The organism is Paenibacillus sp. TY11 (assembly GCF_059772165.1).
In genome coordinates this window covers 138,589-157,032 of record NZ_JCBAIQ010000007.1, presented here as the reverse complement: position 1 = coordinate 157,032, position 18,444 = coordinate 138,589, and the positions used below count along the sequence as shown (strand labels likewise).

At 46.6% G+C, this 18,444-nt stretch carries 20 protein-coding genes and 1 other RNA gene; 15 read left to right on the top strand and 6 right to left on the bottom strand.

Annotated elements, in window-relative coordinates:
• The first annotated feature begins 56 nt into the window (after nt 1-56).
• The 3 genes from AC6EJC_RS09730 (at nt 57) to AC6EJC_RS09720 (ending at nt 1,679) form a co-directional block, all read left to right on the top strand.
• Nucleotides 57-824, top strand: a complete 768-nt coding sequence (locus AC6EJC_RS09730) for a YesL family protein (protein ID WP_444953799.1) — start codon at nt 57-59, stop codon at nt 822-824.
• A gap of 52 nt (nt 825-876) precedes the next feature.
• Nucleotides 877-1,071: non-coding RNA, 6S RNA (ssrS, locus tag AC6EJC_RS09725), on the top strand.
• A gap of 215 nt (nt 1,072-1,286) precedes the next feature.
• Complete coding sequence (locus AC6EJC_RS09720; RefSeq protein ID WP_013309718.1) at nt 1,287-1,679, top strand: DUF1499 domain-containing protein; 393 nt, start codon at nt 1,287-1,289, stop codon at nt 1,677-1,679.
• 87 nt (nt 1,680-1,766) lie between these two features.
• On the opposite strand, the gene tpx is transcribed toward AC6EJC_RS09720, so the two are convergent.
• Nucleotides 1,767-2,285, bottom strand: coding sequence for a thiol peroxidase (gene tpx, locus AC6EJC_RS09715; protein WP_007429822.1), 519 nt, complete (start codon nt 2,283-2,285; stop codon nt 1,767-1,769).
• A 120-nt stretch (nt 2,286-2,405) separates the two neighbouring features.
• Between tpx and AC6EJC_RS09710 the strand changes: the two genes are divergently transcribed.
• Nucleotides 2,406-3,029, top strand: a complete 624-nt coding sequence (locus AC6EJC_RS09710; protein ID WP_444953798.1) for a rhomboid family intramembrane serine protease — start codon at nt 2,406-2,408, stop codon at nt 3,027-3,029.
• Between the two features lie 99 nt (nt 3,030-3,128).
• A complete protein-coding gene (gene gltC, locus AC6EJC_RS09705) occupies nt 3,129-4,058 on the top strand; it encodes a glutamate biosynthesis transcriptional regulator GltC (protein WP_444953797.1) in 930 nt (309 codons plus the stop codon).
• Nucleotides 4,059-4,156: 98 nt separating this feature from the next.
• Here gltC and AC6EJC_RS09700 read toward each other — a convergent pair whose 3' ends face one another.
• Together AC6EJC_RS09700 and AC6EJC_RS09695 are read right to left on the bottom strand one after the other, a co-directional pair.
• A complete protein-coding gene (locus AC6EJC_RS09700) occupies nt 4,157-4,828 on the bottom strand; it encodes a zinc metallopeptidase (protein ID WP_444953796.1) in 672 nt (223 codons plus the stop codon).
• 43 nt (nt 4,829-4,871) lie between these two features.
• The gene (locus tag AC6EJC_RS09695) at nt 4,872-5,303 is read right to left on the bottom strand and encodes a MerR family transcriptional regulator (protein ID WP_444953898.1); all 432 of its coding nucleotides are present in this window, start codon (nt 5,301-5,303) and stop codon (nt 4,872-4,874) included.
• 296 nt (nt 5,304-5,599) lie between these two features.
• On the opposite strand from AC6EJC_RS09695, the gene AC6EJC_RS09690 reads away from it, so the two are divergent.
• The 4 genes from AC6EJC_RS09690 to AC6EJC_RS09675 all read left to right on the top strand — a co-directional run bounded on the left by AC6EJC_RS09690 (nt 5,600) and on the right by AC6EJC_RS09675 (nt 9,692).
• Nucleotides 5,600-7,003, top strand: coding sequence for an ammonium transporter (locus AC6EJC_RS09690; protein WP_444953795.1), 1,404 nt, complete (start codon nt 5,600-5,602; stop codon nt 7,001-7,003).
• Between the two features lie 48 nt (nt 7,004-7,051).
• Nucleotides 7,052-8,134: a DUF294 nucleotidyltransferase-like domain-containing protein gene (locus tag AC6EJC_RS09685; RefSeq protein ID WP_444953794.1), complete on the top strand. Its 1,083-nt coding sequence runs from the start codon at nt 7,052-7,054 to the stop codon at nt 8,132-8,134.
• The gene (locus tag AC6EJC_RS09680; RefSeq protein WP_444953793.1) at nt 8,131-8,868 is read left to right on the top strand and encodes an exonuclease domain-containing protein; all 738 of its coding nucleotides are present in this window, start codon (nt 8,131-8,133) and stop codon (nt 8,866-8,868) included. Before AC6EJC_RS09685 ends, AC6EJC_RS09680 begins: the two co-directional genes overlap by 4 nt.
• Before the next feature lie 176 nt (nt 8,869-9,044).
• Complete coding sequence (locus AC6EJC_RS09675) at nt 9,045-9,692, top strand: TlpA family protein disulfide reductase (protein WP_444953792.1); 648 nt, start codon at nt 9,045-9,047, stop codon at nt 9,690-9,692.
• A 39-nt stretch (nt 9,693-9,731) separates the two neighbouring features.
• On the opposite strand, the gene cimA is transcribed toward AC6EJC_RS09675, so the two are convergent.
• Nucleotides 9,732-11,348: a citramalate synthase gene (gene cimA / locus AC6EJC_RS09670; RefSeq protein ID WP_444953791.1), complete on the bottom strand. Its 1,617-nt coding sequence runs from the start codon at nt 11,346-11,348 to the stop codon at nt 9,732-9,734.
• Between the two features lie 292 nt (nt 11,349-11,640).
• Between cimA and AC6EJC_RS09665 the strand changes: the two genes are divergently transcribed.
• The 3 genes from AC6EJC_RS09665 to AC6EJC_RS09655 all read left to right on the top strand — a co-directional run bounded on the left by AC6EJC_RS09665 (nt 11,641) and on the right by AC6EJC_RS09655 (nt 14,911).
• On the top strand, nt 11,641-12,921 hold the full coding sequence (locus tag AC6EJC_RS09665) for a DNA polymerase IV (protein ID WP_444953790.1): 1,281 nt from the start codon (nt 11,641-11,643) through the stop codon (nt 12,919-12,921).
• Between the two features lie 161 nt (nt 12,922-13,082).
• Nucleotides 13,083-13,325: a ferredoxin gene (locus AC6EJC_RS09660; RefSeq protein WP_013309730.1), complete on the top strand. Its 243-nt coding sequence runs from the start codon at nt 13,083-13,085 to the stop codon at nt 13,323-13,325.
• 161 nt (nt 13,326-13,486) lie between these two features.
• Nucleotides 13,487-14,911, top strand: a complete 1,425-nt coding sequence (locus AC6EJC_RS09655) for a L,D-transpeptidase (RefSeq protein ID WP_444953789.1) — start codon at nt 13,487-13,489, stop codon at nt 14,909-14,911.
• A gap of 27 nt (nt 14,912-14,938) precedes the next feature.
• Here AC6EJC_RS09655 and AC6EJC_RS09650 read toward each other — a convergent pair whose 3' ends face one another.
• The gene (locus AC6EJC_RS09650; RefSeq protein WP_444953788.1) at nt 14,939-15,085 is read right to left on the bottom strand and encodes a hypothetical protein; all 147 of its coding nucleotides are present in this window, start codon (nt 15,083-15,085) and stop codon (nt 14,939-14,941) included.
• Nucleotides 15,086-15,303: 218 nt separating this feature from the next.
• Here AC6EJC_RS09650 and AC6EJC_RS09645 point away from each other — a divergent pair, with 218 nt between their 5' ends.
• The 3 genes from AC6EJC_RS09645 to AC6EJC_RS09635 are packed head-to-tail and all read left to right on the top strand — an operon-like array spanning nt 15,304 to nt 17,815.
• Nucleotides 15,304-16,398, top strand: a complete 1,095-nt coding sequence (locus AC6EJC_RS09645) for a quinone-dependent dihydroorotate dehydrogenase (RefSeq protein ID WP_444953787.1) — start codon at nt 15,304-15,306, stop codon at nt 16,396-16,398.
• Between the two features lie 34 nt (nt 16,399-16,432).
• Entirely contained in the window at nt 16,433-17,245 is an 813-nt protein-coding gene (gene yjbM, locus AC6EJC_RS09640; RefSeq protein WP_444953786.1) for a GTP diphosphokinase, read from the top strand.
• Nucleotides 17,246-17,815, top strand: a complete 570-nt coding sequence (locus tag AC6EJC_RS09635) for a DUF309 domain-containing protein (RefSeq protein ID WP_444953785.1) — start codon at nt 17,246-17,248, stop codon at nt 17,813-17,815.
• A gap of 83 nt (nt 17,816-17,898) precedes the next feature.
• On the opposite strand, the gene AC6EJC_RS09630 is transcribed toward AC6EJC_RS09635, so the two are convergent.
• Nucleotides 17,899-18,426 (bottom strand): thioredoxin family protein, encoded by a 528-nt coding sequence (locus tag AC6EJC_RS09630; protein ID WP_444953784.1) that lies wholly within the window; start codon nt 18,424-18,426, stop codon nt 17,899-17,901.
• Nucleotides 18,427-18,444: the final 18 nt, after the last annotated feature.

Genomic DNA, 18,444 nt, shown 5'->3' with positions numbered 1-18,444 from the left:
CAGGCATAGCAACATGAGTCTTGGAACTGCCAAGGCTTGCGGAGGGAGAGACTACATTGGAGTTTAAAGGAGCTATGGGTGGTATTTACCGCCTGACCGAATGGATTACCCGACTGGCGGCTACCAATTTGTTATGGGTGTTATGTTCGTCGCCTTTTGTATTCTGCCTCATACTGAAATTACTCGTAATGAATCAGAATTTGGCTAATGAATCTTTACAAATGAACTGGGCGATGGCTATTTTGGCACCGCTTACTTTATTTCCAGCAACATCGGCTATGTTCACAGTGGTTCGCAAATGGGTAATGGGCGATACCGATACGGGCGTGTTTCGTACCTTTTTTAAAGGGTATAAAGAGAACTATAAGCAGAGTCTGATCGGGGGTATCTTTTACACGTTACTGTTTGTCATCATGTATGTGGATTATACTGTATATATGACACAACTCAGTAACTTGCAAATCGTGGGCGTTATCATGCTTATTCTCATCATTATTTTGCTTGTGTCTATGTTTAACTTCTTTTCGATGGTGGCTCATTATCATATGTCTACCGGACAAATTATTAAAAATGCGGTTTTACTGACGCTGATTCGACCATTCCGTGTATTTTCCACCATGCTCGGCAGCGCCGTTGTTATATTTATCGGAGTCAAATATCCCGTGCTTTTCTTATTCTTCATCGGCAGTGTGGTTGCCTGGTTCGCTTTCTTTAATTTTTACGGAACGTTCCTCAAAATGCAGGATCAAATGGAAAAGATGAAGCAGAAAGATGAGGATAAGGCAAGCATTGAAGACAAGAAAAGTGATAACCTCCAAAAATAAAACATATTTCTCCTAGCATTTACTTTCTGAGTGAGAAGCGCTATAATAAGGTCACATCCTGCGATGCACGTTACGGTCATTTGTTGTTTTGAACCAATGACAATGTCTAGGGAGATCTATACGGATGAATAGCTGAAAAGCCCTGTCAATTCCTGACAAGGGGACTTCAAAAGTTTATTCTGCGGTCACCCACCTGCTAAAGCAGGTTCAGAAGACGCTATGGTCGGACGGCATCGGCGGGTACTCCATAACGTAATGAATACACTCTGTTCATGCTTCGTGCAGAAACAGGGTGTTTTTTGTATGCAAGAATGTTAAACTAAGACATGAGGTAATAAGGTCGTATACCACAGGTATGATCGGACTAACTTTTTGTTGTTTATCGTTTTTATAAAGCGCTTGCAGCAAAATCAAACCGATGTGCTGTATTATGGCAACGATTATCGTGAAGGAGGAAATGTCTTGTCGTTGAAGAGGACTCTGGTAGGGATTGTGCGCAGCCAAGAAGGTACAAGCGACCGGGTCAAGGACCCCCAAATGAAGACACGCTATTATAACTTATCGAGAGACAAGGCTTGGGAAGAAGTATCATCTATTTTAAAAAAGATTCCTGGCTACAAGGTACTCCATGAGGTAGCATCCGTAGGTGAGATAACGTTAGAGAAGCGAACGGCGTTCGGCAGAACTGTCGACATTACCGTTTCAATATTGTCCGTCTCGCCAGTTCGGAGTGCGGTGGATATTTATTCTGCTTCACGCGGATCGCTAGGGGACTTGGGTGCAAATTACCGCATCATTTTGCAATTGTTCGCTGTGATTGACAAGAAACTGTCCGCTCATAAGGTCGTACAGTGATTGTGGGTGTGTGAGCAGTGATGTGGCAGACAAACGTCAAAAAAGCGAGGAAGGCAACCCTTCACTCGCTTTTTTAATAGTCTTGATTTAGACGAGTTTTTTTACCGCTGCAATCGCTTGGTCATAGTCAGGATGCTCGGACATTTCGCTCAAGTATTCTACGTAAGCGATTTTGTCATTTTGGTCAATCACAAAAATAGCTCTATGATCTAAATGGAACTCCTTGATGAACACACCATAAGCTTCGCCGAAGGAATGATCCTTATAGTCGGACAGTGTCAATACGCGGTCGATACCGGCAGCACCGCACCAACGAGCTTGAGCGAAAGGCAGATCCACGCTGACAGTCAGTACCACGACTTGATCCCCAAGAGAATCCGCTTCTTGGTTAAAACGTCGAGTCTGTGCGTCACACACGCCGGTATCCAGAGAAGGGACAACACTGATCAATTTGACTTTGCCTGCAAAGTCTTGAAGTGTAGCTGCTTCCAACAGGTTTTTCTGTAATTTGAAATCAGGCGCCTGATCTCCAATTTTCAGTTCAGGACCTAAGAGAGTCAAAGGATTGCCTTTAAAAGTAGCAGCTCCTGTACGTTCTTGTGCCATATGTAATAGCCTCCTTGGTTTTTAGCATTGGTTATCGTTGCCGAAATCTATTATAATCTTTTATAAAAGACATTGTCCAATTTGAATAAGGTGGAGACACCCCATGAAGGAAGGATTGCCTTGATTTTTTTACGTTATGAGAACTGGAAAAGTTATTTGCGGTTTTACCCGGTAACCTGTCTGATTTTGCTCATCAATATTGTGATGTTTATTGTACTCACCGTGCAGGGTGGATCGGAAAATAGTTTGACGCTGATCCGATATGGAGCTTTGATTAATGAGGCGCCATTCACTGACCAGCTGTGGCGATATGGGTCAGCCATTTTTTTACATGCAGGGTTTGATCATCTTCTGTTTAATTCCTTTGCAATACTCGTATTCGCTCCTCCGCTGGAGCGTTTGCTGGGGTCCTTCCGCTATGTGTTATTATATCTGGTCACAGGTATTGTAGGGAACGTACTGTCTATCGCGCATTACAACATGCTGGCGGAAACGACAGTCTCTGTAGGAGCCTCAGGAGCGATTTATGGCATCTATGGAGCATTTCTATACATTGCCTTGTTCCAACGGTCACTGATGGATGACGCTTCGCGCAAAACGCTGTACACGCTGCTTGGGTTTGGTATCCTGTTTTCTTTCGCTGTAGCGAACATTAACTGGACCGCTCACTTCGGGGGATTGCTCAGTGGGTTTTTCCTGTATGGATTAATAATCAGATTGACTGGCCAACGTAAACGTCACTAAAGACAGCTTTTATCGTAAGTTAGCAGGGTAAGAAAGAGGATGATGTTCGATTGACGTCTTCTTCCGGATGTTGAAAAACAGATTGGAGCGAATATCGGAGTGGAATTACGACAGTTGCAATACTTCATGAAGGTAGCGCAAAAAGAGCATGTCACTCAGGCAGCCGAGGAGCTACATGTGGCGCAATCTGCGGTAAGTCGGCAAATTCATCAGCTTGAAGAGGAGCTGGGAGTTAATCTTTTTATGCAAAAGGGTCGCAATTTGCAGCTTACGCCAGTGGGACAGCTATTTTGCAAACGGGTTGAAACGATTATAAAAGATCTAGAGCGGGCTGTTTTGGAAGTGCATGAGTTTTTGGACCCTGAGGGGGGCGAAATCCGCATCGGTTTTCCGCACAGTTTGGGGATTCATCTTATTCCTACGGTGGTGGCTGAATTTCGTAAGCGGTATCCCAATGTTAAATTCAGGTTTAAACAGGGGATGTACCCGAGTTTAATTCGTGATGTGTTAGCGGGTGAGGTGGATTTGGCTTTTGTATCTCCTTTTCCGGATCGTCATGATCATGTAGAGGGGGACGTGGTTCTGACCGAGGAGCTTTTTGCCGTTCTCCCGCCTAATCATCCTTTGGCTACGGCCAAACACATCACGCTGGATCAGCTTAAAGGAGAAAAGTTCATCTTGTTCAGAGACGGATATTCGTTACGTCCGATTGTCTGGCAGGCTTGTCTGGAGGCTGGATTTACGCCGGATATCGCTTTTGAAGGCGAAGAGACAGATACGATTCGCGGATTAGTTGCGGCCGGTATGGGAGTAAGTCTTTTGCCTGAAATGGCATTGTTTCAGACCAACCCGCTTCAACCTGCAAGAGTGTCGATTGTTGATCCAGAGGTGACGCGAACTATTGGCTTGATTCATCGCAGAGATGACAAACTTCCATTAGTTGCTAAATCGTTCCGAACTTTTTTATTGCAATATTTTGGTCTTCAAGGTAGTGTTGCTACTCCGAATGGAAGTGCTAAAGTGGATTGATGGCAGTGAGTGTAACGCATTGGTTTTAGATAAAGAAAAAAGGTTGTTCCTCTACCGTCATATTGGTGGAGGAACAACCTTTTTTGCAACACAAGCGATTAATCTCGGCTGTTAAAGATACCGATTAAGCGAATTAGTTCCAGTAAGGAAACGAGAGCTGCAGCTACATAAGTTAATGCAGCGGCATTCAATACTTTGGCTATACCTCGTTCTTCATCGCTACGGATAAACCCTTCGGAAACCATAATTTCCCGGGCGCGATTGGAAGCATTAAATTCGACCGGCAATGTAATTAATTGAAAAGCAACAGTAGCCGAGAAAAAGATAATACCCAAGCCGATCAGGTTCGTGTAGCTGAACAAGAAACCGGCAATCAGCAGAAACGGTGCAATCCCAGATGCGAAGTTTACGATCGGAAAGATCCGGTGACGGAGTGCCAGCATGGGATAATGCTCTTTATGCTGAATGGCATGACCGACTTCGTGACAAGCTACGGCAACCGCAGAAATGGATTTTTCATAATAAACGGGCTCGGACAGGCGTACAACTCGTTGCATCGGATCATAATGGTCAGATAACGCGCCATGTACTGGCTCAATAGGCACATCATGCAAACCGTTGCGATCCAGCATTTGCCGAGCTGCATCATAACCGGTCAACCCATTTTCATTTGGAACATCAGACCATTTGTTAAAAGTACCTTTTACACGAAATTGCGCCCATAAGGATAATCCGAACGCAAGAATAATCAATATATACATACCCATCATAAAGCAAAACCTCCATTATTGTTCATCATACTAGCCCGGACATCTACATCATAGAACTATGCTCCAGCAGATACTTCAGAGCTTCGATACAAGCAGCGCTTTGTGGTAGTAGACCAGTAAGCAACTTGCGCGCTTGAACGGGCTTGAGTTGCCCCAGAAGCGGCTGTAGTTCATTGACTTCACGCTCTAGACGCTGCATATGCATCTCTAGACTCGTTAGTTTGTCAGTGACGTGCTCTTCTTCTATGACCGAGTTCCATTTAATCAGTGTCTGTCTGATCTCCTCGAGGCTATACTTCTCTTGTTTCATTTGGTTAATACGTTCAAGCCTGTTTAAGGTTTCATCATTATAAAGCCGATAATTTTTCAATGACCGTTCTTCAGGTGTGATCAAACCGAGCTTTGTGTAATAATCAATAGTTCGTTCGCTGACACCAGCCGCCTTGGCTAGCTCACCAATTCGATACAGCTTCATATCCCCATCTGTCTTCACCTCGCGCTCTTTCGTACAACCTTCAATATTAGCATCTGCAAACCGAGTGTTTATAAAGAATATTTTACATGATTCTCAACCATACAGTCAAACGTTATGCTTTTTTCTGGACAGAAACAAGCTACTTTTATGGTTAGTAAATATGACATGGAAGGTTCGGGTTCTGATTTTTTTAACATAATAAAAAAAATCTTGTCAACTTTCATGTGTTCTGCTTATAATGACAATAAGAATTTCACGAAATGTAAAGAAACATAACATTTGAGGGAGTGGGCTTCATGAGAAAAAAGTGGTTAGTTGTATTATTGGCCATGCTGACAGTACTAGCTTTTCCGGTAGGTGCGTTTGCTGCTGACGGGCCGACAAATATTCAACTTCAAGCTGGCTTAAACACGGCATTTACGTTCTTGGCATTTATACTTGTGTTTTTCATGCAAGCGGGATTTGCATTGCTGGAGGCAGGCTCGACACGTATGAAGAATGCGGGTCATGTCGCGGGTAAAACCATTCTCACGACGGGTGTTGCGGCTTTGTCCTTCTGGGCACTTGGATTTGGATTAGGCTTTGGTAATGATGGCGGTAACGGATTTATGGGGCTGACGGGTTTCTTCATGAGTGGTACAGATGCTGCTGTATCGTTTGATGCTCTTTCAGGTCTGGATGTTCCGATTACAATTATGTTTTTGTTCCACTTTGCTTTTGCTGCGGTATCACTTTCTATCGCATGCGGGGGGATGGCAGAGCGTGCAAAATTAAGTGTATACATTATTTTTGGTATTTTGTTCTCTATCGTGATTTATCCGGTTGTAGCTCACTGGGTATGGGGTGGCGGTTGGCTTGGCAAGTTGGGGATGCAGGATTATGCCGGTTCGACGGTAGTCCATTTAACAGGCGCTACGGCGGCACTCGTCGCTACACTGCTGCTCAAACCGCGTCTGGGCAAGTTCAATAAAGATGGCAAGCCGAACATTATTCCTGGTCATAATCAGGTGTACTCTATCCTGGGTGTTATTATTCTCTGGTTTGGCTGGTTTGGATTTAACCCAGGTAGTGCTGTATCGGCTATGAACGACGGATTCTTTGGATATGTGGCCTTGACTACAAATATTGCTGCTGCGGCAGGTGGGGTTTTCGCTTTGCTCGTATCCTGGATGGTATACGGAAAAGCAGATATTCCGGCTATGCTAAACGGTGTGCTGGCAGCTTTGGTTGCCATTACTGGTTCTTGTGCCTTTGTAGCACCTTGGGCGGCACTGGTCATTGGTGCAGTTGCAGGGATCGTCACCTTCTTCACAGCGCAATGGTTTGAGCGTGCAAGAGTAGATGACCCGGTATATGCTTTCTCCGTACATGGTGTTGCAGGGATGTGGGGCGCGGTGTCCACAGGGTTTTTCGCTACTCCTGAGCTTGTAAAAATAACAGGTGTAGGCCAAGCGGGGCTGTTCTATGGTGGCGGATTTACGCAATTAGGAGTACAGCTACTTGGACTGATTGGCACCTTGGCTTTCGTGTTCGTCATTTCCTTCATTATTCTGGGTGCGATGAAAGCAATTATGGGTATTCGCGTTACGGAAGAGGAAGAAACGATGGGACTGGATATCAGTGAACACGGTACGTACGGCTATCCTGAGCAAATGAAGTTGGTTGCCGAGGCTGAAAAACGTTCTGGAATTGTAAACTAATATGTAAAATATAGAGAACCAGTATGGATGAGCGGAGGAGATGGAAGTATGGAACTGCAAAATATGGCCCCTTGGGTGAGTTCCGCCGAAGCGATTGATCATGCAGATACACTTGAATCGCTAAGGCAGGCCAGGGTCGATTCTCAAAAATGGCTGCTGGCTTCCCAAGCCTCCGCTCCGTTATCAGACTGGTTACGAACGGCGAATGAAATGCATGACCGCATCGCGGCCAGAGCTGTACAAATGTGCGAAAAAGGGATGGTTGAGGATGGCTTCGGCCCTCCTCCCGTCCCTTACGCATTTATAGCCTTTGGAAGCATGGGGCGCTCGGAATCGACGCTGTGGAGTGACCAGGATAACGGCATGATCATCAGTGACATTGTATCTGCTGATAAAGAATTGTATTTTAGAGAGTTTGGTCACAGAGTGTCTGCGATGTTAGAGCATTTGGGATATCCCAAATGTGAGGGGAAAGTGATGTGCTCGGAGCCGTTGTGGCGCCAAACATTGTCTGGATGGCAAGAACAGCTAACGAAATGGTCGGATGATTTTGCCTGGGAGCCAATCCGTTATCTGATTATCTCGTCTGATATGAGGCATATCGCTGGAGATGAGCAATTGTCTGTAAAATGGAAACGAAGTTTTTATGAGTTGTTCCGAAAACATCCCGATTTACCCTCGGCGGTACTTAGAAACACGGTGAGGCATAAAGCGACACTTAATATTTTAGGTCAGATCGTTACCGAGCGCTTCGGTGAGCATGCGGGCGATTTTGATGTGAAATACGGGTTGTACATTCCGCTGGTGAACGCAGTCCGTTTTTTGGCGTTGCAACATGGTGTAGAGGAAACTTCTACCCTAAAAAGGCTCAGGCGTCTCGCATCACTTGAAGCGGCACCGTTGCCTTTACTCGATGCTTGCGAGCGAGCCTTTCGGATCGCGCTTCAGCTTCGAATGGCTACTCCGGTGAAGGAGAAGGATGGATTGCTGGTCAGCAATGGTTACCTGGCTGTCAAGCCGCTGAAGCAGGGTAAAGGCTGGCATGAGCTGCGCGAGGCCCTTTCGACAGTACGACGGCTGCATCGTGCGTTGCAAAGGCAGCTGCGATTTATGGAAGGGAGAAGGTCATGAAGGAGCCAGCGCAGGGAGGTAGCTTCTGGAGTGCTCTCCGCAGAGGAGGAGTGCCGTCTGCGATCGCATCTGTAATGGGGGCTCCTACGGCTCAGCAGATGGCGTTTATTCGCTCCTTAACCCGGGAGCAACGGCGCTCTGAAGTACTGCGGACTCCGCTCGATCGTTTGGAGACGGTAGTTTTTGATCTGGAGACGACCGGATTTTCAGCACAGCATGGAGATGAGATTTTATCGTTCGGGGCGATTCGGGTTGTTGGGGACATGATTATGGAAAAAGAGCAGTTTTATACGCTTGTCAATCCACGGACAGTGATTCCTGAGCACATTACCGAGCTAACTGGGATTACCCGGGAAATGACGGATGAGGCTCCACCGCTTATGAATGGACTCCATGACTTTATGTCCTTTGTAGGTGGGCGGGTACTTGTAGCGCATGCTAGTGCTCATGACAAGGCCTTTTTGAATGCTGCGTTATGGAAAACATCTAAAGTTCAGTTGACTCACCGTGTTCTGGATACGATGATGCTTGCCAAATGGCTAGAGCCACAGCAACACCAAACCTATAGTTTGGATGAATTGTTGACCTATCAATCCATTCCGATTGAAGGGCGACATCATGCGTTAGAGGATGCAAAAATGACGGCTAAGCTGTGGGTTGCGTATGTTCAGGAAATGCTGAAGCGTAACGTGACCAATTTGGCAGATGTCTACGCGCATTTAAGTCATGCCTGATTCAGTACAAGGCATAGCATTCATACACCACATAAAAACAGCAAGTCCGCGATTTTTCGTGGGTTTGCTGTTTTTATGTGTACCTGTTCAGATTCAGAAGGGTTAGAGGTAGGAGCAGGATGGGCATCCTATGGAGAAGGTAAAGGTCATTTAGATGAAAGACAGGTGATAAGACTGTGAAAAGATTTCTTTTCATCAGAGCGATGGTTATGCTGGTTGTGGTAGGAGCTTCATGGGGAGTTATTGCAAACTTAGCTTATGCAACAAGCCTGCCAATCAAAAATATACCATTACAAGAGGAATATAAAGGTGGGGAAAAGCTTAAAGCTGAGATGGACGTAGAGGCTGAATCAGATGTGGTAGAGGTAATGAAAAAGATAAAGCCTGGTGAACGGCTTCCTTCTATGATTTTAAAGGGGTTAGACGGCAAGTCCTACGATGTAGGGGCCACGCGTAATAAAGCTCTGTTCATTAGCTTTTGGGCTTCATGGTGCGATCCGTGCCGATTAGAAGCGCCTATGCTGAATGAGTTGTATAGTAAATACAAACATGATGTGGATGTGTATGGCATCAATGTAACTCGCTATGATCGATTGGAGGATGCAAAGAAGTTTTCCCGTTCTTTGGACCTCCAATTTCCCATTTTACTTGATGAGCAAGGAGCATTGTTTGAACGATTTGGAGGGACGGCTTTTCCGACTCATGTAATGGTTGATCATCATGGACAGGTACGTGAAATCATAATCGGCATGCTCGGTGAGCGGGAGATGGAACGTAAAATAGAAACTCTTCAAAAAAAGAAGGTGTCTTTAGGGGCCAAGTAGGCCGCCAAAGACACCTTATAAGCTCATGCAAGCACCCGATTAGTGGTTTACTAATCCATGATGAGTAAGCTCTGTTTGATCGTTTGTTGGAGTTGGAGCTTCCAACAAAGCGTAACGGAAGCTGTCCAAGAGAGCTTCCCAGCTGGCTTCAATTACATTTTCGGATACGCCTACGTTACTCCAGACATCCTCGTAATTTTTGGATTCAATGAGCACACGTACCTTGGCGGCGGTGGCATCTTTTTCGTCAAGCACACGTACCTTGTAGTCAGCCAAATGCATGTCCCTCAAGGCTGGGAAATATTGAGAAAGGGCCTTGCGGAGTGCGTTATCGAGCGCGTTGACAGGACCGTTTCCTTCAGCTGCGGTATAGACACTCGTCCCTGCGACATTCAGCTTTAAGAATGCCTCGGATACGACCGGGCGGCCCGCTGTTTTTTCTACCAGCACCTTAAAGGACTCAAATGAAAACATTTCCTTCACTTCACCGCCGGCTTCACGAATGAGCAGTTCCAGCGAAGCATCCGCGCCTTCAAACTGGTACCCCTGATGCTCAAGTTCCTTGATGCGGCTAATTACGCCACGCGCCTCATTACTGGACGGGTCAAGTGTGATGCCCAGTTCTTGGGCTTTGGATACAACGTTGCTTTGTCCGGCCAGTTCAGAGACCAAGACCCGTTGTTTGTTCCCTACTAGTTCAGGAGCGATGTGCTCATAAGTTCGCGAGTCGCGCAGAATAGCTGACACGTGGATGCCCCCCTTATGGGCAAAAGCTGCATTGCCAACATAAGGCTGGTTCACAGGCATATTGACGTTGGCAACTTCGCTAACAAAGCGGGCTGTATTGTGGAGTTGTTTTAGCTTTTCAGTATCTAGACAGTCGTAGCCCAGCTTGAGCTGCAAATTCGGAATGACGGAGCATAGGTTGGCGTTACCACACCGTTCACCGTAGCCGTTGATGGTACCCTGAACCTGCCTTGCGCCTGCTTGAACAGCACTCAGTGAGTTGGCTACGGCCAATTCGCAGTCATTGTGCGTATGAATACCCAACTGTGACTTCGTTAGTTGGCTTTGCAGCGTAGTGACAATTTCCTGTATCTCATGCGGCAGGGTACCGCCGTTTGTATCGCACATCACGAGCCAATCCGCGCCTGCTTCCTCAGCTTTTTTCATAACGGCGAGTGCATACTCGGGGTTGTTTTTATATCCGTCAAAAAAATGTTCGGCATCAAAAATAACCTCCATGCCCCCTTGTTTTAAAAAGGCGATAGAGTCGTAAATCATAGACAGATTTTCCTCCAGTGTCGTCTGTAAGGCGGTGTGTACATGAAAATCCCATGATTTACCGACAAGAGTAGCAGCCTGAGCGCCGGATTCCAGAATCCGTTGCAAATTGACATCCTGTGCTGCGATGCTATCTTTGCGGCGCGTGCTGCCGAAGGCAACAATCTTTGCCTGAAGGCCCAGCTCTTGTACCCGTTTGAAAAATTCGATATCCTTGCTGTTGCTTCCGGGAATCCCGCCTTCAATATAATGAACACCGAGATCATCGAGTTTTTTGGCGATTTTCAATTTGTCATCAGCGGACAAGCTAATTCCTTCTCCTTGAGTGCCGTCTCGCAGCGTTGTGTCAAAGATAGAAATAGCGGTGGACATGAGGGACTCCTCCTTCGCGGATTGCTCAGATTGGTGATGCTCTGCTTTTTTAAGCACATTAATTTAGTTGTTTAACGCTTAAAAACAGGAAAGCGTTAGTTTGTCGTGTTCGTATGTTAGTCGATTATATCAACTTATGACTTCAAATGTAATATATAATTATCATTTTTGGCCGCAAAATCTTTATTTTCATGTAAAATAGAAATAGCATTCAAGGGTAGACCGAGCATATGTTCAAAGAACATATTTCCGTAATGATGGGTGAATTTACAGTTAAAAAGAAGGGTTGAGCATGAAAGATGTCAGTGCTTATTATCCGGTTGGTGGGCGAGTTATTCTGCATGTGGATATGAATGCATTTTATTGTTCCGTTCATGCAGCGGAGGAGCCGGAGAAATATAAGGGACTGCCTACCGCGGTGGCGGGCAGTAGTGAGATGCGCAAAGGTGTAATTGTAACCTGCTCTTATGAAGCCCGACGATTGGGCATTTCAACAGGGATGGTTGTTCAGCAGGCTCGCCGGATATGTCCGCAGCTCATCGTAATACAGCCTGATTTTCACTTGTACCGTCGTTATTCCAAAGCATTTATGAGCATTGCTTATTCGTATACGCCTATGCTGGAAGCAACTTCAATTGACGAGTGTTATTTGGATATTACAGGCTCCAAGCAGTTTGGAACACCTTTGGAAATTGCTGAGGAAATCCAGCGCAGAGTAGAAGACGAGCTGGGCTTGCCCTGCTCAATTGGAGTGGCGCCCAACAAGCTGCTGGCCAAAATGGCCTCTGATCTGAAAAAGCCCCGCGGGATATCTGTCCTACGTTTGCGTGATGTACCCAACATTTTGTGGAACCTTCCTTGTGGTCAATTGTTTGGTGTGGGACGCAAAACGGCAGACAAGCTTCTACAAATGAACATTCGCACCATTGGGCAACTGGCTAAGGCCGATGAACACATGCTAGTTGGTGTATTTGGTGTGACTGGTTCGTGGTTAAAATTGGCTGCTAACGGGATTAATCATTCTCCAGTCAGCACTGAACGGGAGCCCAACAAGTCCATCGGTCACACGACTACATTGCCTATGGATGTGGTAAAGCTGGAAGAAGCCCAACGTGTACTTCTTAACATTAGTGATCAGGTAGCCCGACGGCTTAGACGACACGGTATGCTGGCAGGAGGTATACAACTGACGATTCGGACGCCGGATATGAAGACCTTTACGCGTTCTCAAGTCAGGAGTACTCCTACGGAAAGTGCAGAAGACATATATAAGGAAGCTTGTGCGTTGTATCGTCGCCATTGGGGAGAGGACAAGCCAGTGCGCTTGCTGGGGATTACGCTACAGCAGCTCATTCCAAAGGAGGAAGCGGCCGTCCAATTGGATCTATTTGAATACCAGGACCAACCTAAGAAAGAAAGCTTATTAAAGACGATGGACGCGCTGCGTGACAAGTTTGGTGAAAATGCAATTTTGACCGCTGGGATGCTGGGAGATGATCCTTCGGTACTTCTTCGCAACTCCAAGTTGCGTGGAACTTCGCTGCAAAAAGACAATCTACCAACTCCGGAGTGAACTTCTGGGTGATTTATTGCAAACATCAGAAGCGTACGTTATAAGTGTTTTTTGCATGAAGGATAAAGGAAAATAATTTGTAATAATATTGGGTTTGTATTAATATGTGAATAGAATGCAAAAGCTGGTTTGTTTGACTGTATAGGAGGAAGAGAAAAGTTATGGCTAAATACACTTGGGTAGAAAAAGATACATGCATTGCTTGCGGAGCCTGTGGCGCCACAGCACCAGACATTTATGATTATGATGATGAAGGTTTGGCTGAAGTGATCTTTGAAGGGGATGCAAACCAAGGCATCAAGGCGATCTCAGAAGACCTGTTTGATGATATGCAGGATGCTTGTGACGGTTGCCCTACAGATTCCATCAAAGTTGCAGACGAGCCGTTCAATAAAGAAGGTTAAGTGTAGGCTTCTTGGATAGGCACAGCACCGACAGCTCCCTTCGCCGTATAACGGTGAAAGTATGCTGACGGTGCTGTTTTTTTTATGTGCTGTCCATCAGGTCTGTTTTGACCGATATACATAATAATAAGTATGCAAGATTACACGATCAGGAGGATCCGATGAACCATTCGCCTCATCTTAAATCGTATGTAAAAAAGCACCCTGATAATAAAATGGCCTGGTATTTACTCGGTAAAGAGTATGAGAGCAGCGGTCAGGAGGGCAAAGCAAATTATTGCTTCAATCGCGCGGGGGAAGTGTTCGAAGCCTTCGAGCATAAACAGATTCCGGCAGACGTATGGATGGAATATCAGGATAAACTGGTTCAGATGTCCAAGGAGAAGGAGCGGAGAACGGCTCGAGCCCGTCGCCTTTTAACTGCGTTAATGGTACTTCTGCTTATTTGGGTCCCTTCAGCCAATTCACCGAGGCCTTCAAATGAGAACACATCCGTTCCATCCGGAACTGAGCATGCAGCAATTGATAATATCGAAGTTGCGAAAGTGGCCACTGCTGATCCAAAGGAGATGGCCCAGATTGGTGAGGCTGGCGGTGTGTTTACGGCTCAAGCTCGAAAAGGGAGTGGAACTGGAACGGCGCTTACTGATATGTTGGCAAAGACTAGCCGATTGCCGTCCAAGACCACGGTGCTAGGCATGGAGCAAAGGGGTTCGTGGCTACTCTGGAGAGAGGGTATGAAGCCATTACTTAGTGTGCAGAACAAAGGAAACGGCGGATTAGCTGTTCAGTCTTACGACGCCACTGCGTGTGCTTGCAAGCCGTCGGACAGTGAAAATCTCCGCAAAGCAGGTCTGAAATGGGCTGCCGGACAGGAGGAGCTGGCTGTGCTGAATAGCTCTATACGTGCTTTTCGCTCGCAGCATCAACGTCTTCCCCAGAGTCTTGATGAACTGACCCGAGACTTTCCTGGTAACACGTTGTACGGTACGACTGACGGGATGAAGAAGGCTTTTACACCTATGCGTAATTTACTTGCTTCACCAGGACAGGGAACAGGGAAGTCAGTAGATCAAGACGCTGGCTCGGCGGCCGAAAGTAGTCCATTACTAGCATCGTCATTGCACGGACGGCCTTTTCTGGGGCAACCGCTGCGAATTGTGGTGGACAAATCCAAGCACAGGCTCGCACTGGTGAGTGGCAATGTACTTATCCGAAATTATCCCATCGGATTGGGCGGAGAAAGAACACCGGAAGGGAAATTTGTGATTACCGATAAAGTGGTAAATCCGAATGGAAAATCCAACGGTGAGTTTGGCAGCCGTGGAATGCAACTGTCTGCAACGAATTATGCCATCCATGGCACGAATGAGCCGGACAGCATTGGCAAAAATGAGTCGCTGGGTTGCGTCCGCATGGGTAAGGAGGATGTGGAGGAATTATTTGCTCTCGTACCTTCAGGTACGGAGGTGGTCATTGGTAACGGGGAACTGCCTGATCAAGTGCTTGTGCCTGGTTCCCGATTTACAAGTGAGCCGCAGCACGACCAGACAAATCCCCGCAAAACCTATCACTGGCTAAATTAACGTTTTGATGCTATTGCTACTTGATGTTTAACGAATTCCTGCTTGTGCTAAAACAATGACCAGAACAATCACAATGATGAGGAGAACAAAGCTGACGGCGGTCCATACAATCGCTTTCTTGTTCACCTCATCCTTTTTCTTTTGCAGACTGGGCGGCTTGCGCTTGGTCTTCATATCAGCAATCCCTCTTTTCTGACGGGCTAAGGTCTTGTCTTACTATGTCCATTGTAAATGGTTTGATTATACATTTTCAATGACATCTCCATGACAACTGAATTGTTCTGATGCTGCACCTCGCAAATTACTTTCTTTTTGGTATGGAAAAAGCTAAACTATTTTGTAGAGATGTTTTTTTAGGATTGTGCAAGGGCATAGAACGGAGTGGATGAATCGTGTTGTATCGAAGGATTGTGAAACCTGTTTTTTTCAAAATGAGTCCAGAGACGGCCCATCATGTAGTCATTGACGGCTTAAAACATGCGGGCTCACTTCCCGGTGGAGCAGCAATGCTGCGGGGGATGTACGGAGTCAAGGAAACGGAGGATCTTGCGGTTGATCTGTTTGGCATTCATTTTCCCAACCCGATTGGACTGGCAGCGGGACTGGATAAAAATGCAGAAGCGGTTGCCGGTTTTTCTTCCATCGGATTTGGATTTATGGAAGTAGGCACGGTGACACCTGTGGGACAGCCCGGAAATGATCGGCCCCGTTTGTTCCGACTGCCTCCCGATGAGGCGTTAGTCAATCGGATGGGCTTTAACAATCTGGGTGCAGAGAGCATGGTCAAACGTCTAGCCGCGCTCAAACATCGACCCGTTCCGGTCGCTGTTAATATTGGCAAAAATAAAATCACGCCCAATGAGGATGCTCATAAGGACTATGAGAAGTGTATTTCCGCACTGTATCCGTATGCGGACTTCTTTGTAGTGAATATTAGTTCGCCGAATACACCGGATTTACGAAAACTCCAGCATGGCAGTGAACTGAAGTCGCTATTGGAAGCGGTTCGGGCAGAGATGGGTGTCCAGGCGACAAAGTATGGTGAAGCCAAGTCTGTGCTGGTTAAAATTGCGCCGGATGTATCGGACGAGGAATTGGAATATATGACGGATGCGATTGCTGCGAGTGGAGTGGACGGCATTATTGCGACGAACACGACGATATCCAGGGCTGGTCTGACGCACCGGAATGCGAGTGAAACAGGAGGGCTGAGTGGTAAGCCGCTGCGTGACCGTTCTACAGAGGTCATCGGACGGGTGTACCGCCAGACGGAAGGGAAGCTGCCTATTATCGGATCAGGCGGCATTTTCACCAGCCGTGATGCCTATGACAAAATTAAAGCAGGCGCGAGCCTGATTGAAATTTATACAGCATTGATCTACGAAGGACCGGAAGTAAACCGGGCTATACATGCCGGCCTGCGTGAGCTGCTTCGAAAGGACGGCTTTAGACACATTACCGAGGCTGTTGGTGCAGATCACAGATAAAAAAGTGTTGTCGGAAGAGACAGGAGGTACGGGGATGGACGGAAGAGACTGGGGAACATTTTTGCTGCCATACGATCAGGCGGTGGAAGAGCTTAAGGTCAAGTTCAAAACAATGCGTGCGGAGCTGAAAAAGCGCGAGGAATACGCTCCTATCGAATTCGTAACCGGACGGGTTAAAAAAATATCAAGTATCCTCGATAAAGCGAAGAGACTACAGGTTCCTTCTGATCAGCTGGAGACGGGAATCGAGGATATTGCAGGCATTCGCATTATGTGTCAATTTGTAGAGGATATTCGGCGGGTGGCCGAATATATTCGAAGACGTAAGGATTTGACCGTACTGTATGAAAAGGACTATATCACCAATTACAAAGACAGCGGCTATCGCAGCTTTCATATGATTGTGGAGTATCCGGTTCAGACAGCAGTGGGATTAAAAATCGTGCTGGCAGAAATTCAAATCCGTACTTTGGCTATGAATTTTTGGGCAACCATAGAGCATTCTCTTAGCTATAAGTATCGTGAAAGCTTGCCGGACACTATGCGTACACGGTTGAAAAAGGCAGCTGAGGCAGCCTTTGTATTGGATAATGAGATGTCTTCTATGCGTCTTGAAATATTGGAAGCACAGAAAAAGTTCGAGGATGAAGCAAATATCGTATCCAAAGTGCTAACAGGTATGCACCGCCTGTATTTCTACCATAAGATCAGTGAAACGATTGATGCGCAGCGCAGGTTTAATGAACTGTGGGAGCGGCACGACATGGAAGGAATCAAGCTGCTTCACGATGAGGTCAAGGAGATGCTGGAAGCCTCAACCAAGGAAGAAGACAGGGATGAGTATTAAATGGTGAACCTTTCCTACGAACCGCTGTACGTGACTTATTTGGTATATTTCAATCGGGATCGGGATTACTTTGAATGTCATGAGGTACTGGAAGAGCTGTGGCTTAAGCTGGACCGTGACCCTGTATATAAAGGTTTGCTGCAAGTTGCAGTAGGGCTGTATCATTTTCGCAACGGTAACTATCGTGGTGGACATATGATGCTGGAGAGTGCGGTACTCAGGCTGGAGCATGCTCCTTCGCAGGCGCTGGGCATTAATATGGCGAAGCTGGTGAACGAGGCGCGAGCTTGCGCCCGTCAGCTTGCTGAAGCCGTTGTGGCCGGCACGGAAGAGCTTCAGCGCCAACCGCCGGTTTATCGGGATTTGACGATTGAAATCGTCGAGCCCGGGTTGCGCCGGGCCGTGGAGAAGGCATCGTCGTCTATTCCGGTCAATATCCCGCAGCAGAGAGGTCCTCAGCGTGGGGAAAAGCATGAGCAGCGTCAGCAGGCGCTGGAAGCTTCAATTAGGCGAAGACAGGCCGCTGGCGGCTCACGCTCTGCCTCGGCGGAAACGAAGGATGCGCCTTGATTTTAAGCGCATGATAAGCAAGCAGCCCGATCCGTTTCATGGGGATCGGGCTGCTTTATCGTTTCCAGACGAGTGGACGTTGTCTAGGAGGTCACGTTCTTTTTATATTTCTCAAAGAAGGCTTTGAAATCGTCGAGTGTGTAGCCGTTGTCCGAAGGACTTTCCTTCAACCCGCCTACCATACGCTCCTTTTCCACGCCTTTTTCGTAATAGATGAGCGTAGGGGTAAACTCAATGTTGTACTTGTCCCAGCCATCCTCATACTCACGCAGGTTAAATTCGTGCATCGTGATGTTCTCCTGCTTGCTCAAAGGCATGAGCTTGGGAGTGGTGGCGCGGCAATGTACACAGTCGGACGCGAAATGATAGACGAAAAAGTTTTCCTTTTTGTCAATTTTGCTCTGTAGATCTTCCGGCTTAATGATTTGCTGATAGTTCGGATCATTCAGCAGCTCTTGGGTAGCAGGATTTAACGAGGCTGTGGAAACGCCATACAGCTTGTTTTTAGTGCCTGAATTTAAAGCGAGCAGCACTCCAAGTAAAATGACCAGCACAACAAAAAAGCCAATGACAGGTATAAGCTTTTTTTTGTTGGATTTTTGTGCGTTCAATGCAATCTCTCCTATCAA